The following is a 14190-nucleotide window of genomic DNA, read 5'->3' on the forward strand; positions in this document are numbered from 1 at the left end:
GCGGCGGCTCACGCGGATACCGGCTCGCTGAACAGCGTCTCCAGCGACCCGTCCGACACGCTGGGGATCAGGCGCAGGGCGAGTTCCTCGGTGCCCAGCGGCAACCGGATCAGCGGCTGGGTGTGCCGGTCGAGCACGCTGACGTCGGACTCGTCGCAGAAACCCAGGGCTCCGAGTAACTGGTGCGACGTGCGCATCACCTGCCGCGCGGTGTCGGCGGCTTTGAGCCGAAGGACCAGGGCGTCGGCCGAATGGATCTGCGACGGCAGCGATTCGGGTCGGCAGATCGTATATTTCGCGAGTTCGTGCAGCCCGCGCACCGCGACGGCGGCGTCCGCGACGGCAAACCTGACGGCCTGAAAGTCCGCGAGCGGCTTGCCGAACTGAATCCGGGCGCGCACGTGTTCGGTGACAATCTGCAACGACTGCTGCACCGCTCCCAGAATCCGCCATGATCCCAGCACGAGATGAAGATTAACGTCGGCGGCTCCGACGCTTCCCTCGGGTGCGCCCAGGGTGGCCGGAACCAGGAACGGCCCCAGCTTGGCGCCGGTCCGCGCCGCCGGCTGCGGCCGGTACCGGTTGCCGTCCAGGTCCGCGGCGATCCAGTCGCCGGCCAGATCTCCGTGGTCGATGCGCGGGGCCTTCGGATTCACCAGGGCCAGGCGCGCGCCGTCGATCGACAGCAGCTCCTCCACCAGTGGATAGGGCAGCACTGTGGCGCCGGCGGCCTGGCACAGCACCGCGGCAGCCAGCAGATCGTCCGGGGCCGAGCGCACGTCGAGGTCGAACGCGCCCACCTCGTTCAACGCGGCGCGCGCCGCGTCGCGGACGGTGTCGTCGGCCTCGGCGCGCAGCGCGGCCGGCGGTCCACCCAATCGGGTTAGTCGCTTGCCCGCGACCGCGGCGAAATCGCTGATGTCTTGTGGCAGATCGGTTTTCATCGACTTCCTCCCAACACGTCCCGTGCCACCAGCATCTTCTGCACTTCGATGGTGCCCGATGCCACGGTGGCCGCCTGTGCGTAACGCCAATGGTCTTCGATCGCCCCGTGCAGTGGCGCGGAGCTGCCGCTGTCCAGCGCCGTGGGGCCCAGCACGTCGAACAGCAGCTCGGCGACCTGCTGATCGAGGGTCGTCGTGACGATGCGGGCGGCGCTGGCGGCCGCGCCCGCCGCCGGATCGTCCTGCAGTGACACGGCGCGATAGGCCAGCAGCCGGGCGACGCGCAGGTCGACGAGCGCCCGCACCCACCGGGTGCGAATCGTCTCGGGCAGCTCGTCCCATTCGTCGCCGAGCCGGCTGCGCATCCGTTCGAGCAGCGACTCGCACCGCGCGTACCGGGCGATGCCCACCCGCTCGAAGGCCAGCGCTTCGCGCATCACCCGCCACCCGTCACCGACCTCACCGAGCACGTCGCCGGGAAACGCCTGCACGTCGTCGAGGAACATCTCGTTGAGGTGGTGCGGCCCCAGCATCGACGGGATCGGCCGGACGGTGAAACCGGGGCGGTCCATCGGGATCAGAAACAGGGTGAGCCGCTGGTGTTTTGGGGCGTCTGGGTCGGTGCACGCCGCCAGCACGCACCAAGAAGCCATCAGCGCATAGGACGTCCACACCTTCTGGCCGGTGATGCGCCAACCGTCGCCGTCGGGAACGGCGCGGGTGCGCAACGACACCAGGTCGGTGCCGGCCTCGGGCTCCGAAAAGCCTTGGCACCAGATGACGTCCCCGGCGGCGATGGCCGCCAGGTGCTTGGCTTTCTGTTCCTCGGTCCCGTAGCGCATCAGCGCCGGACCGACCCAGTTGATCCCCATGTACTGCGGACCGCGGGGCTCATGTTGGGCCCACATCTCCTCGCGCAGCACCGTCTGCTGCCAGACCGAACCACCGCCGCCGCCATGCTCTTTCGGCCACGCCAGCGCGAGCAGTCCCTCGGTGGCCAGTAGTTTGCAGAACGTCTCGGTGGTGGCGAGGTCCTGCGGGTTTTCGGTGCACGCGCCGAGGAAGTCGGCGGGGATGTGGTTGGCTACCAGCTCGCGCAGGTGGCTTCGCAGTTGTCCGGCGTCGTCGCCGAGGTCGTAGTCCATCGTGGTCATCCCTTCGGCAGTCCGAGCAGCCGCTCGGCGATGATGTTGCGCTGCACCTCCGACGTGCCGCCGTAGATGGTCGCGGCCAGCGCGTCCTGACGTTCGAACAGCAGGTCCGGGTCGGCGGCCGACTCCGGGCCCGCCGTGGCCGCGCCCAGTTCCCAAACACGCTGCAACGTAAGCGATCCGAGCAGCTTCATGGTGTCGGCTTCCGGGCTGGGCCGCCCGGCCAGTTCGTTGCCCAGCGCGCGATATCCGGTGGCCCGCAAGGCTTCGGCGTCGGCGAGCAGCGAGCCGAGCTCGGCGTAGACGTCGTGGCCCAGGCCCGTGCCGGAGCGAACCGCGTCGAGCCCGCGTTTGATCTCGACCCAGTTCATGATCCAGATCATCTGGCGTTCATGCTGCAGCGACGACAGGGCGACATTCCAGCCGCCGTTGAGCGGCCCCAGCAGATTGTCGGCCGGCACCTCGACGTCGTCGAGGAAGACCTCGCAGAATGTTTCGTCGGAGATCGAGGCCATGCGGATGGGCTCGATCCTGACGCCGGGCGCGTGCAGGTCCAAAATGAGGCACGAAATGCCGCGGTGTTTCGGCGCATCGGGATCCGTGCGCGCATACAGGGTGCACCACCGCGACTCGTGGGCCTGGGTGGTCCAGATCTTGTGACCGTTGACCCGGAACACGTCTCCATCAGGGCCACAGCGTTCGGCGCGGGTGCGCAGTCCGGCGAAATCGGACCCGGCCTCGGGTTCGGACATGCCCAGCGCCCACCACTCGTCACCGCGTAACAGCGGAACGAGCAGCCGCTCGACCTGGGCGGCGGTGCCGAACTGACGAATGCCGGGCGCGGCGACGTTGGGGCCGGCGATGTTGGGCAGTTTGGGCGCAGAGCGCAGCGCGGCCTCGAGCCGGACCTCCATGGCGTCGCGCAAGCCCAGGGACCGGCCGCCGTGCTCGCGAGGCCAGGTCGGCTGGATCCACCCGGCCTCGAAGGCGGCCCGTTGGTAGTCGCGCCGCAGGCCCAGGTCCCACCGGTACTGCCGGTACTTCTCGTAGTAGTCGTCGGGCAGAAACTCCGTCAGCCACCGACCGAATTCCTCAACGACGATGCTCATCGGCACCGCTCCTCCTCATCGCTGCGTCCCCCGCAAGCGGGAGGTGCCCCCGCTGCATCGTCGCCGGTGCGGCTCACGCGGCGCCTCCGCAGAATCGGCGGCCCACCTCGTGATAGAGCGCGCGACTGTCGCCCAGCAGCGCGGCGCCCTGCCAAGCGCGCCTGACATAGAGGTGCACGTCGTGTTCCCAGGTCTGTCCGAGCGCGCCGTGCACCTGGACCGCGGTGCGCGCGCACGCGGCGGCCGCGTCACCGGCCGCCGCTTTCGCGAGGGCGGCGGAGGTCCACGCATCGCCGGGCGTCGCGGCCGGGTCGGAAAGGCGCGCCGCGGCCGCATAGGTGAGACTGCGGGCGCGTTCCAGGCCGACGTAGTTGTCGGCCAGCGCGTGCTTGATTCCCTGGAATGCGCCGATCGGTTGGCCGAACTGGCGCCGCGACTTCGCGTGCTCGACGGAGCGGTGCAACGCGGCGCTCGCCACGCCGACCAGGTCGGCGGCGCAGGCCACCCACGGCGCCGTCAGCGCCGATTCGACGTCGACGCTCGCGGCGGCCGCGGGCACGGCGTCGATGTCGACCGCAGCCAATGGCTGGGCGGGGTCGGTGGGTTCAGCCGCCGGCACCACGGTGACACCGTCGCCGCCACGGACGACCGCCGCCACGGTGTCACCGGCGTCGTCGCGGGCGAGGGTGACGACCAGCTCGGCGCGCGACAGGTGGGGGACCGCGACGGCGCGGCCGCGCATCCGCCCGTCACGCAGTGTCATCGGCGCGCCGGGCAGTCGCGACCCGGGTGCGTGGACGGCCAACGTGGCCACGGCGCCACCGGCGATGTCGGCCAGGACGGAGTCGAGGCCGGCGGCCCGCAGCACGCCCGCGGCCAGACCGACGCTGCTCAGCAACGGGATTGGCGCGAGCGCGGCACCGCATTCCTCGAGCACCACGGCCAGCTCGACCGGCCCGTAGTCGGTTGCTTGGGGGGCGGCGAGTTCGGTCCAGCCGAGGTCGACGACCGTCTTCCACAGGGCGCGCCAGCGCTCCGGATCGGTGATCGCTTGACGCGCGGCCTCAGGCGGGCACTCCGTACGTAATATGTCGCGTACGGCGTCGCGCAGCGACAACTGTTCCGAGTTCAGCCCTACATCCATAAGACCTCTAACATAGTAAAGATAATAAACTAGCCCGGCCGGTGCAATCGCACCGAATCACACGCATAGGTGGCGCATGGTCGAGTGGTATCTGTTCCTGCCGCAGGTCCGGTTGTCGGCGGCCGACATCGCGGAGCGGGCGCGCCACGCCGAGGCCAGTGGTTTCGACGGCATCGCGTTCATCGATCACCTCGAGGCGCCCGGGCTGCCCGACGAAAGCATCTGGGAGGCAATGGGGATCGCCACCTGGGTGGCCGCCAAGACCGAACGGCTGCGGATCGGTCATCTGGTGCTCTGCGACGCGTTCCGCCACCCCGCGGTGCTCGCCAAACAGGCCGTCACCCTCTCGGAGGCGTCCGGCGGCCGATTCGAGCTCGGCCTGGGGTCGGGGTCGTGGCCCGCGGAGTTCGCCAGATTCGATGTCGGCCAGCAGGATCCGAAAGCACGGGTCGCTCAACTCGACCGCCACCTGAAGCTGCTCAGGCAGTACTGGGGCGACGGGATGGGGGAGGGCGAGTCGGCGCCGCAGGCGCCGCGACGGTCGCACCCGATACCGCTGGTCCTGGGTGGCAGCGGTCCCCGGATGATGGAACTCGTTCGCAGATACGCGGATTGGTGGAATCTGCCGGCGCATCAGCTCGACAAGCTGCCGAAACTGGCCGGGGCCGCGGGAACCGCCCGGTTGTCGACCCAGCAGATGGTGGGCTTTGTTCGGTCGGGAACCGATCCCGATGCCGTGCGCGAGGTGAGCACCCGCCGATTCGGCAACCTGGGATCCGGACTGATCTGCGGGGCTGCCGACGAGCTGTTCGGGCACTTCACCGGACTGGCCGGCCAGGGGGTCGAGCGGTTCTATGTCTGGTTCGCCGACTTCGCCGCACCGGACTCCCTGCACGAGTTCGGCGAATCGGTGATCAAGCCCTTTCCGGCGCCGTAGGCGTCAACCCCGTTGCGCGCGGCGGCGGGCCTCGGTGGGCACGACCGGCGGTCGCGCGAAAGGGCCGCGCTCCACCGCGGACAGGCGGATCTCCGGCAAGTCGACCGACGGGTCAACGGTATCCAGCCACACGACCGCTTCGGCGACATCCGAGACCGCGATCGCGTACATCTCGAACGGAACGTCCTGCAGCATCTCGGTGGCCACCGGGCCCGGCGTGACGACATGCACGCTGATGCCGTCGCGATCGACTTCGAGCGCCAGGGCCCGCGCGAACGCGTTCATGCCGGCTTTTGAGGCGGAATAGGCGGTGCGCGCCGGCATCGGCTCGTGTGCCGCCGAGGACGAGATGAACACCAGCCGCGAGCCCGGCTTCATCCTGGGCAGCACCGCGGACGTCACCACGAAGCACGAATCCAGGTTCGCCGACATGATGGCCTGCCACTGCTCGAACGTCTGCTTGCGCGCGTAGGTTCCGCCGAGCGTTCCCGCCGCGTGGACAACGAGGTCGATTTCCCCCAATGCGCTTATCGCGGTGGGGAATCCGAGCGGATCGGAGGCGTCGGCCACCACATGACGCGCACCGATCTCCTCGGCCGCGGCGCGCAGCGGGCCTTCCCGGCGAGCCGAGAGCACCACATCGTAGCCGCGCTCAACCAGCTTGCGGGCGCACCCTTTTCCGATCCCGCCGCTGCCGCCGGTGACCAATGCGGTTCGCATGACCGTTGCAGGCCGCCCTTCAGGATTGGCGAATATCCCGCGACCGCGACAAGGCCTGCGGGGACAGCGCATAGATGCGTTGATCGTGCTGACCGGACAGCACGTAGGTCTGGGTGTCGGCAAGGTGGCGCCCGGCGATACGACGGGCCCGGTCGACGTTGCCCTCCGCGATCGTCTCGGTCAGCTTGACGTGCGTGGTGAGCACCGCGCGGCGCTGAGCCAGCGAAGGGTAGGTGCCCCGCGACGCGCTCTCGTCGGCCCACTGCCGTTCGTGACTGGTCCACAGCGTCTCCAGGCTGCCCACGACGGCGATGATCGTGTGGTTGCCGCAGCCGCGGACGACGAGATCATGGAATTCACGGCCGATTTCGGTGAACCGGCGGCCGTCTTCGAGGTGTTCGGCCATCGACTCGTTGATCCGCGTGAGTTCGGGCACCAGGGTCTCGGCCCGGTCCGGGCGGCGGGCGGCCAGCGCGGCGCAGGCGGGCTCGAGTTCCTGTAACGCCATACCGAGATCGGCCACCTCAACGGACTCGCTCTGCAGCAACAGGCCGAGCATGTAGGCGGCGCTGGTCTTCGCCGGGGCGTGCACGACGGCACCGCCACGGTTCCCGCGCCGCACCGACACCAGCCCCTCGGTTTCCAGGATCCGCAAGGCCTCACGCAGCGACACCAAGCTCACGTTGAACTGTTCGACGAGCACCTCTTGCCGCGGCAGGAGATCGCCATCGGCGAGGTCGCCGTCGATGATCTGACGGCGCAACTCATCGGCTACGATTTCGGCGATCCGCGGCGCCGACAACCGGCGCCGGGCGTCGGGGCCAATTCCCAAGGCGGTCATCCGATCCTCGAACAAATCAACTCGCTGGCTTAGCTATTTTAGCAGTAATGATATAAATAGCTTCTCTGATCGCGCGTCGATCGGAAGGGCGGGTGCAAGTGAGCGAGCGGTCCGAAAGCCGGCCGACACCGCTACACGATTTGCGTGTCGTCGAGATCAGTGACCGGATAGCGGGCAGCTACTGCGGGAAGCTGCTGCTCGACGCGGGCGCTCAGGTCTACAAAATCGAACCGCCGCAAGGGGATTGGCTGCGGCGGTATACCGCCAGCGGTTCGCCGGTCGCCGAAAACGGCACCGCGCCCTTTTTCAGCTACCTCAACGCCGGCAAGCGCAGCATGACGTTCGCCCCCGGTGGCTCGGATTCGTCGCGACTGCGCGCCATGCTGGGCGCCGCCGACGTCGTCGTCGTCACCGCCGGCTCGGCGCAGGCCGCGGCGATGGGCATCGACCCGCGGCAACTGCTGGAACATTCGCCGCGGGCCGTCATCGTTACGATCTCCGATTTCGGCTGGGCCGGACCCTACGCGGACCGCGCCGCCAGCGAGTTCACCTTGCAAGCGTGGGCGGGCTCGCCCGGCTTCCGCGGCGATCCCGCGGGGCCCCCGATTTCCATCGGCGGCGACCTGGGCGAGTACATGGGCGGTGTGTTCGCGGCGTTCGGCGCGTTGGCCGTGCGCCGCCGCGTCGAGCGCGGCGGGCCCGGCGAGCATCTCGACCTGTCCATGCTCGAAGCGCTCACCACGATGCAGAGCAGCGAATGGCTGCATTCGCAACTGCTGCGCGTCCCGCCGATCCGCCGCACCACCGAGGTGCCGTCGATCGAGCCCGCCAAGGACGGCTACGTCGGGATCACCATGGTGACCGGGCAGCAGTGGCTCGACTTCGCCGCGATGGTCGAATGCCCGCAACTGGAGGAGATCGAGCAACTGCGGTTTCAGATCGGCCGGTGGCAATACCGCGACCTGATCCGCGAACAGATCCATCCCTGGCTGGCCGAAAGGACCGTCGCGGAAATCGTCGAGCTCGGACAACTGTTCCGGTTGCCGATCGCCGCGCTGGGCAACGGCTCCACCATCCGGGACCTGGAATACGTGCGCCAGCGCGAGGCCTTCATCCACAACCCGGCCGGTTTTCATCAGCCCCGCCCACCGTGGCTGATATCGGCCTGCGCACCGGCTCGCGTGGGCGCCACGCCCCGGCTCGGTGAGGCCGATGGCGAATCGCCTTGGCGCCGTGATGAATCCGAATCCGAACCGGCGCTGGACGGGTTACCGTTGGCCGGTGTCCGCATCATCGACCTGACCGCGTTCTGGGCCGGGCCGGCCGCGACCCACCTGCTGGCCGCGTTCGGCGCCGACGTCGTCAAGATCGAATCGATCCAGCGGCCCGACGGCATCCGCTACTCGGGCGGCATGCGCACCGACGTGGACGACTGGTGGGAATACGGCTGGGTGTTCCACGCGATGAACACCAACAAGCGTTCGGTCACACTGGATTTGGGATCCGAGCAGGGCCGTCGCCTGTTCACCGAACTGGTCGCCGGCGCCGACGTCGTGATCGAGAACTTCTCGCCGCGGGTGATGGAGCACTTCGGCCTCACCGCCGAGGTGCTGCTCGGCGTCAACCCCAAACTGGTGTTCGCCCGGATGCCCGCATTCGGTGTCGAGGGTCCGTGGCGGGATCGGGTCGGCTTCGCCCCCACCATGGAACAGATCGCCGGATTGGCCTGGGTGACCGGGCTGCCCGAGGCTCCGCCGGTGGCCCCGCGTGGGGCCTGCGACCCACTGGCCGGTGTGCACGCCGCGTTCGCCGTGCTGGCCGCGCTGAGCTTCGCTGAGCGCACCGGGTCGGGCCAGCTGGTCGAGTTGCCGATGCTCGAAACGGTGCTCAACGCCACCGCGATCCAGGCGATCGAGTCCGAGGTCTTCGGTGTCACGCTGAGCCGCCGGGGCAACCGCGGACACGGCGCGGCGATCCAGAACATCTACCGCTGCGCCGGCTCCGGCGACAAGAACGACGATTGGATCGCCGTGACCGTCCGCGACGATGCGCAGTGGCACGCGCTGGTCGACGTGATGGATCGTCCCGGGTGGTGCGCGGACGAGGCCCTGTCCACCGTTGCCGGGCGCCACGAACGAGCCGACGAGGTCGATGCCCGGCTGGCGGACTGGTTCGTCCACCAAACCCTTGAATCGACGGTGGAACGCTTGGCCGACGCGGGAATTCCCGCCGCGCCCGTGGTGTCGCCGTCGCTGGTCACCGACAATCCGCAGTTGCGCGAGCGCGGCTTTTTCGAGGCGCTGCATCATCGCAGCACCGGACTCGGCCTTTACCCGTGCCCGCCGTTCGCCCTGCTCGACGGCCAGGATCGATGGCTGCTGCGGCCGCCGCCCAAGCTGGGCGAGCACAATGAAGAGATCCTGCGCGATCGGTGTGGGCTGACCGACGAAGAACTGACACGCCTTGCGACCAGCGGGGTGATCGGGACCCGCCCCAAGGGTCTGTAAGAGAAGTGGAGGGCATCTGATGCGCGTAACGGTCGACGAGAACCTGTGCGAGGCCAACGGCTTTTGCGAATCGCTTGCACCGGACGTGTTCGAGTTGGGGGACGCCGACGTGGTGCAGATCGCGGACGGCCCCGTGCCGGCCCGGCTGGAAATCGACGTGCGGGCCGCGGTGGACCAGTGCCCGAAGGCCGCGCTGCGGCTGGTCGAGGACTGACTCGCCCGACGGCGAGCGGCGGAACGGCGCGAGTGAGGAGTCGGGCAATCAGACTCGCCCGGCGACGGCGAGCGCCGGAAGGGCGCGAGTGAGGAGTCGGGCAATCAGACTCGGCGGCGCTCGCGCAGCGATATCGCCATCTCGTCGTAGATCGACATGTTGGTGGTCAGGTTGGGATGCGCGGCCTTGGCCGGGCCGATTTCGATGTCATCGCAGCGCAGCAGCAGTTCGTCGAAGACCGCGCGCAGTTCCGCGCGGGCCAGCATGGCGCCCAGGCAATGATGCGGTCCGCCGCCCCCGAACGCCACGTGCGGGTTGGGCTGGCGGCCGATGTCGAAGGCGAACGGCGCATCGAAGACTTCCTCGTCGCGATTGGCCGAGCGCAGCATCGACACCACGCGTTCGCCTTTGGCGATGCGCTGGCCGTCCATCTCGACGTCGACCTTCGCGGTGCGCGTCCAGTACGCCACCGGCGACGCCCAGCGCAGCACCTCTTCGACCGCGCCGGGCCGCAAGGCTTCCTGCGCGCGATACCGCTCGATCTGCTGTGGATTGCGCACAAACGCCTGCAGCCCGATGGCCAACGCGTTTTTGGTGGTGTCGCTGCCGGCAAACGCCAGCACGAAGAAGAAGAACTCGAGCTCGTTCTCGGGCAGGCTGAATCGCTCGCCGTCGTCGCCGGTGATCACCGCGGTCGCGAGCGTGCTCCAGATGTCGTCGGTGGGATTGCGGCGCTTTTCGGCGGTGAGCTCCATCGCGTACCCGAACACCGAAGCAAAGAGATCGAGTTCCACCTGCCCGCTCGGGCGTGCCTCGGGCGCAAGCGCTTTCAAGATCTGGTCGAAGATGCCGAAGATTCGCGGCCGATCCTCGTCCGGGATGCCGATGATGTCGCCGATCACCGTCATCGGCAACGCGTCGGCGACGTCCTCGATCCAATCTCCGCCGCCCGCGGCCAGCAGGTCGTCGATCATCCGCGCGGCACGCGCGCGGATTCCCTCCTCGAGTTTGGCTATGGCGCGGGGATTGAACGCGTTGGAGATGAGTTTGCGGCGCCTGTTCAGGTCCGGCGGGTCCAACGTGATGATCGTTGGGAACGACGAGAACATGGCGACCGGCTGGATGAGCGGGCCGTCGGCCGCGGTGAACGACTCGGTGTCACGGTGCAGGCGGACCGCGTGCCGGTGTTTGGTCGCCATCCAGAAATCGCGGTGCACGGCCTGGGCCACCCCCGGCGTCAGGTCGTGCCGGAAGAGTGGGCTGGTGCGTCGCAGCTCGGCGAACAGGTCGTCGGGAAAGCCGTTGCACCACAAAGACCGATCGGACAGGTCGACCGCTGCAGCCGTCATCGCCGAGCCCCGTTCTGCGGCGACGCACCGACAACCGGTGAGCGCCGCGTTGACGTTCTATGCCTAAGATAGTAAAAATAGAGCTAGTCGTCGAACTGGAGTGCTCGTGACGCGAACAGTTTCGGACTCGGCCCCGGAGTCGGCCGAGGACCCCTCAGAACGAGAGTTCGGGCAGGCCGGCATCGCGCTGTCGACCTACCGTTTCCCGACGGGCTGGTTCATCGTCGCGTTCGGCTCCGACCTGGCTCCCGGTCAGGTCAAGCGCGCGCACTACTTCGGTGAGGAGCTGGTGCTCTTCCGCACCGAGTCGGGCCGGGTCCACGTGATGGACGCCTACTGTCAGCACCTCGGCGCCAACCTCGCCGTCGGCGGCACCGTGGAGGGCGAGCACATCGTCTGTCCTTGGCACGGTTGGCAATGGCGCGGCGACGGCAGCAATGCGCTGATTCCCTACAGCAAGATCGGCTGCAAGAACAATGTCCGCATCCGGACCTATCCGAGCATGGAGTGGTACGGCTTCGTCCTGGCCTGGCACGAGCGGCACGGGCGGGCGCCGTACTGGCAGCCGCCGGTGCTGCCCGAGCTGGAGACGAACGAGTACTACCCCCTGCACCCGCACACCCAGATGCTCAACCGGGTCAAGGTGCACCCGCAGATGATCATCGAGAACGCCGCAGACCCGTATCACGTTCAGTACGTGCACAAGGCCGCCAATCCGGCCACTACCGCGTCGTTCGAGGTGGCCGGATACCACCTGCACGCCACGGTCAACGCCCACTTCGGCGGGGGCCGGGCGCAGACGTGGCTGACGCCGAACGGACCGGTCGACGCCAAGATCATCTACGACAACTACTCGCTGGGGCTGGGTGTGGTGCGATTCCCCAGCGAGCTGGTGGCCACCGTTCAGGTCACCGGCCAGACGCCGGTCGACGAGGACTACACGGACTACTTCTACACACAGGCTTCCGTTCGTGAGCCGGGGGACACCGGTGACGTGCCCACCGGACGCGCCGCCCGGTTCCTCGCGCTTCAGCAAGAAGTCATCAAGCAGGACTTCTTCACCTGGGAGAACATGAAGTATCTGGAGAAGCCGAATCTGGCTCCCGAAGAGGCGCACGATTACGCGGCCCTTCGCCGCTGGGCGCACCGCTTCTATCCGGGAACGCAACCGTCGCCGTCCGATTTCGGCTACACCGCCGACGGTGAGCCCGACCCGGCGGCGTCGGAAGCCTGACGAAACTCTGATGCCTGCGCCCGCCGATTTCGGTGTCGACGGTTTCACTGTGCCGGCCGTGCTGGATCGGCGGGCCGAGCAGCATCCCGACCGGGTGATGATGTCGATCGCCGGCGTGGACGTGACCTTCGAGCAGATGCGCCGACGGTCCCGTGCGGCGGCAAACATCTTGTCCGGCTTGGGTGTCGGCCGCGGCGACTGCGTGGCGTTGTTCACCGCCACGTGCCCGGAATGGGTGTACTTCTGGCTGGGCGCGGCGCGCATCGGCGCGGTCAGCGCGGCCGTCAATGCCGCGAACAAGGGTGATTTTCTGCTGCACACGCTTGAATTGTCGCGCGCCAAGGTGATCCTCACCGATGCCGAGCGGGCGCCCCGGGTCGACGAGGTCGCCGGCCGGCTGGATGCGGTGACCGACGTTGTGGTGCTGGATGATTCGCTCACCGAAGCGTTGCTCAGCACGCCCGTTCACCCCGTGAGCGACAGTCCCGCGGGCGAGGCGGACGTGGGGGTGCTGTTTTACACATCGGGCACGACCGGGCCCTCGAAAGCGGTTGCCACGACGTGGCATTACCTGTTCTCGGTCGCCGCGACCGTCGCGTCGGCGTGGGAGTTCGGCGCGGGGGAGGTGTTGTGGACGGCGATGCCGCTGTTCCATTTGAGCGCGGCGCCCAGCGTGCTGGCGCCGATGCTGGTCGGCGGAACCACGGTGTTGGCGAAAGCCTTTCACCCCGCAGAGGTGTGGGACGAGATACGCGCCCACGGCGCTATCGGTTTCGCCGGAGCCGGCGCGATGGTGTCGATGCTGCAAAACCTGCCCGCGGATGCCCGTGATGCGCAGCTGCCGCTGCGGTTCATCTCGGCCGCGCCCATCGACGCTGCCTCCTACCGCGACATCGAAAAGCGTTACGGCTGCCGCATCGTCACGATGTACGGGTTGACCGAGGCATTCCCGATTGCCCTCAAGGCCGTGGCCGACGAGGGCGTACCCGGAACCTCGGGACGGCCCAATCCCGATTTCGACGTACGCATCATCGACGAGCGCGGCGATCCGCTGCCGCCCGGCGCCGTCGGGGAGATCGCCTGCCGGCCCAAGCGGGCGCACGTGATGAGCGAAGGCTATGTGAGCGAGGGGTTGCGGGTAGACCCGCACCCGGAGTGGTTCCGCACCGGTGATCTCGGGCGACTCGATGCCGATCAGAACCTGACCTATGTGGACCGCGTCAAAGACTCGTTGCGCAGGCGCGGCGAAAACGTCTCCTCGGTCGAAGTGGAGGCGGTCGTGATGCGCCACCCGGCGGTTTTCGAAGCCGCGGCCGTCGGTGTCCCCAGCGAGTTGGGTGAAGACGACATCCTGTTGGTCGTGACGTTGCGTCCCGGGGCCACGCTGGAATGCGCGGAGCTGCTCGACTTCTGCGCGGCCCGGATGCCGTACTTCTGCGTGCCGCGATACGTCGAGGTGGTGGACGAACTGCCGAAGAACATCGTCGGGCGCATCCGCAAAGACCTCTTGCGCAACCACGGTGTGAATCCGGACGCATGGGATCGCGAGAAAGAGGGGTATATCGTTGCCCGGTAACGTTGCCCATCACTGTGAGAGAGGCTGCGAAGCGAAATGACCATGACCTATCAGGAACAGCAGCTGCTCCACGCCGCCACCGGCCGCGCCGCCATCCTGGACCTGAATGCCCGGCACAATCGGGCCTATTCGGGCGGCGACCGCGAGCGCTGGATCGCCACCTTCCGCCATTCCGGCGCCAGCTATACCCGTGACGGTGAGACGTTCACCGATCTGCGCGCGGCCTTCGACGGCGGCGACGGGCAACGGCTGATCACGGTCGACCACGAGATCACCGTCGACGGGGTCAACGCCGACCAGCATTGTGTCGCCGTGCTTTTCGCGACCATGTTCGAGGACACCACACTGCGGGCCACCGGGATCTTCCGCGACACCCTGGTCTACGAGCGCGGCGGCTGGTACTTCACATCCCGTACGTTGCAGTGGGATTCGATCCCTAGCCGGCACCCGCTCGTGATGTGAGC

13 protein-coding genes are annotated in these 14190 nt (G+C 68.0%); 6 read left to right on the forward strand and 7 right to left on the reverse strand.

Features of this window, described 5'->3' with window-relative positions; all coding sequences use genetic code 11:
• Positions 1-8 precede the first annotated feature (8 nt).
• The 4 genes from JF781_RS02475 to JF781_RS02490 all read right to left on the reverse strand — a co-directional run bounded on the left by JF781_RS02475 (position 9) and on the right by JF781_RS02490 (position 4348).
• Complete coding sequence (locus tag JF781_RS02475; protein WP_225326615.1) at positions 9-944, reverse strand: acyl-CoA dehydrogenase family protein; 936 nt, start codon at positions 942-944, stop codon at positions 9-11.
• Complete coding sequence (locus tag JF781_RS02480; RefSeq protein WP_225326614.1) at positions 941-2098, reverse strand: acyl-CoA dehydrogenase family protein; 1158 nt, start codon at positions 2096-2098, stop codon at positions 941-943. Before JF781_RS02480 ends, JF781_RS02475 begins: the two co-directional genes overlap by 4 nt.
• Positions 2095-3204, reverse strand: a complete 1110-nt coding sequence (locus JF781_RS02485) for an acyl-CoA dehydrogenase family protein (RefSeq protein ID WP_225326613.1) — start codon at positions 3202-3204, stop codon at positions 2095-2097. The genes JF781_RS02480 and JF781_RS02485 overlap by 4 nt, the downstream gene beginning before the upstream one ends.
• A gap of 73 nt (positions 3205-3277) precedes the next feature.
• Complete coding sequence (locus JF781_RS02490) at positions 3278-4348, reverse strand: acyl-CoA dehydrogenase family protein (protein ID WP_225326612.1); 1071 nt, start codon at positions 4346-4348, stop codon at positions 3278-3280.
• A 76-nt stretch (positions 4349-4424) separates the two neighbouring features.
• Between JF781_RS02490 and JF781_RS02495 the strand changes: the two genes are divergently transcribed.
• Positions 4425-5285 carry an LLM class flavin-dependent oxidoreductase gene (locus JF781_RS02495; protein WP_225326611.1) on the forward strand — a complete coding sequence of 287 codons (861 nt, stop codon included), beginning with the start codon at positions 4425-4427 and terminating at the stop codon, positions 5283-5285.
• Positions 5286-5288: 3 nt separating this feature from the next.
• On the opposite strand, the gene JF781_RS02500 is transcribed toward JF781_RS02495, so the two are convergent.
• Both JF781_RS02500 and JF781_RS02505 read right to left on the reverse strand, forming a co-directional pair.
• Positions 5289-6005 (reverse strand): SDR family oxidoreductase, encoded by a 717-nt coding sequence (locus JF781_RS02500; RefSeq protein ID WP_225326610.1) that lies wholly within the window; start codon positions 6003-6005, stop codon positions 5289-5291.
• 19 nt (positions 6006-6024) lie between these two features.
• Entirely contained in the window at positions 6025-6846 is an 822-nt protein-coding gene (locus JF781_RS02505) for a FadR/GntR family transcriptional regulator (protein WP_225326609.1), read from the reverse strand.
• A gap of 92 nt (positions 6847-6938) precedes the next feature.
• On the opposite strand from JF781_RS02505, the gene JF781_RS02510 reads away from it, so the two are divergent.
• Together JF781_RS02510 and JF781_RS02515 are read left to right on the forward strand one after the other, a co-directional pair.
• Positions 6939-9353 (forward strand): CoA transferase, encoded by a 2415-nt coding sequence (locus JF781_RS02510; RefSeq protein ID WP_225326608.1) that lies wholly within the window; start codon positions 6939-6941, stop codon positions 9351-9353.
• 19 nt (positions 9354-9372) lie between these two features.
• Positions 9373-9567, forward strand: coding sequence for a ferredoxin (locus JF781_RS02515; protein WP_009957531.1), 195 nt, complete (start codon positions 9373-9375; stop codon positions 9565-9567).
• Between the two features lie 104 nt (positions 9568-9671).
• Here the strand turns inward: JF781_RS02515 and JF781_RS02520 are convergent, their stop codons facing one another.
• A complete protein-coding gene (locus JF781_RS02520) occupies positions 9672-10916 on the reverse strand; it encodes a cytochrome P450 (RefSeq protein ID WP_225326607.1) in 1245 nt (414 codons plus the stop codon).
• Positions 10917-11022: 106 nt separating this feature from the next.
• On the opposite strand from JF781_RS02520, the gene JF781_RS02525 reads away from it, so the two are divergent.
• The 3 genes from JF781_RS02525 to JF781_RS02535 are packed head-to-tail and all read left to right on the forward strand — an operon-like array spanning position 11023 to position 14188.
• Entirely contained in the window at positions 11023-12150 is a 1128-nt protein-coding gene (locus JF781_RS02525) for an aromatic ring-hydroxylating dioxygenase subunit alpha (protein ID WP_225326606.1), read from the forward strand.
• 10 nt (positions 12151-12160) lie between these two features.
• The gene (locus JF781_RS02530; protein ID WP_225326605.1) at positions 12161-13726 is read left to right on the forward strand and encodes an AMP-binding protein; all 1566 of its coding nucleotides are present in this window, start codon (positions 12161-12163) and stop codon (positions 13724-13726) included.
• 36 nt (positions 13727-13762) lie between these two features.
• A complete protein-coding gene (locus JF781_RS02535) occupies positions 13763-14188 on the forward strand; it encodes a nuclear transport factor 2 family protein (protein ID WP_225326604.1) in 426 nt (141 codons plus the stop codon).
• Positions 14189-14190 lie beyond the last annotated feature (2 nt).

This window comes from Mycobacterium sp. WUMAC-067 (genome assembly GCF_020217485.1).
GTDB lineage: Bacteria > Actinomycetota > Actinomycetes > Mycobacteriales > Mycobacteriaceae > Mycobacterium.

What these genes read in the sequence shown, in the direction of transcription:
- JF781_RS02475 (WP_225326615.1), bottom strand. Translation starts at nt 944, where the DNA reads ATGAAAACCGATCTGCCACAAGACATCAGCGATTTCGCCGCGGTCGCG.
- JF781_RS02480 (WP_225326614.1), bottom strand. Translation starts at nt 2,098, where the DNA reads ATGACCACGATGGACTACGACCTCGGCGACGACGCCGGACAACTGCGA.
- JF781_RS02485 (WP_225326613.1), bottom strand. Translation starts at nt 3,204, where the DNA reads ATGAGCATCGTCGTTGAGGAATTCGGTCGGTGGCTGACGGAGTTTCTG.
- JF781_RS02490 (WP_225326612.1), bottom strand. Translation starts at nt 4,348, where the DNA reads ATGGATGTAGGGCTGAACTCGGAACAGTTGTCGCTGCGCGACGCCGTA.
- JF781_RS02495 (WP_225326611.1), top strand. Translation starts at nt 4,425, where the DNA reads ATGGTCGAGTGGTATCTGTTCCTGCCGCAGGTCCGGTTGTCGGCGGCC.
- JF781_RS02500 (WP_225326610.1), bottom strand. Translation starts at nt 6,005, where the DNA reads ATGCGAACCGCATTGGTCACCGGCGGCAGCGGCGGGATCGGAAAAGGG.
- JF781_RS02505 (WP_225326609.1), bottom strand. Translation starts at nt 6,846, where the DNA reads ATGACCGCCTTGGGAATTGGCCCCGACGCCCGGCGCCGGTTGTCGGCG.
- JF781_RS02515 (WP_009957531.1), top strand. Translation starts at nt 9,373, where the DNA reads ATGCGCGTAACGGTCGACGAGAACCTGTGCGAGGCCAACGGCTTTTGC.
- JF781_RS02520 (WP_225326607.1), bottom strand. Translation starts at nt 10,916, where the DNA reads ATGACGGCTGCAGCGGTCGACCTGTCCGATCGGTCTTTGTGGTGCAAC.
- JF781_RS02530 (WP_225326605.1), top strand. Translation starts at nt 12,161, where the DNA reads ATGCCTGCGCCCGCCGATTTCGGTGTCGACGGTTTCACTGTGCCGGCC.
- JF781_RS02535 (WP_225326604.1), top strand. Translation starts at nt 13,763, where the DNA reads ATGACCATGACCTATCAGGAACAGCAGCTGCTCCACGCCGCCACCGGC.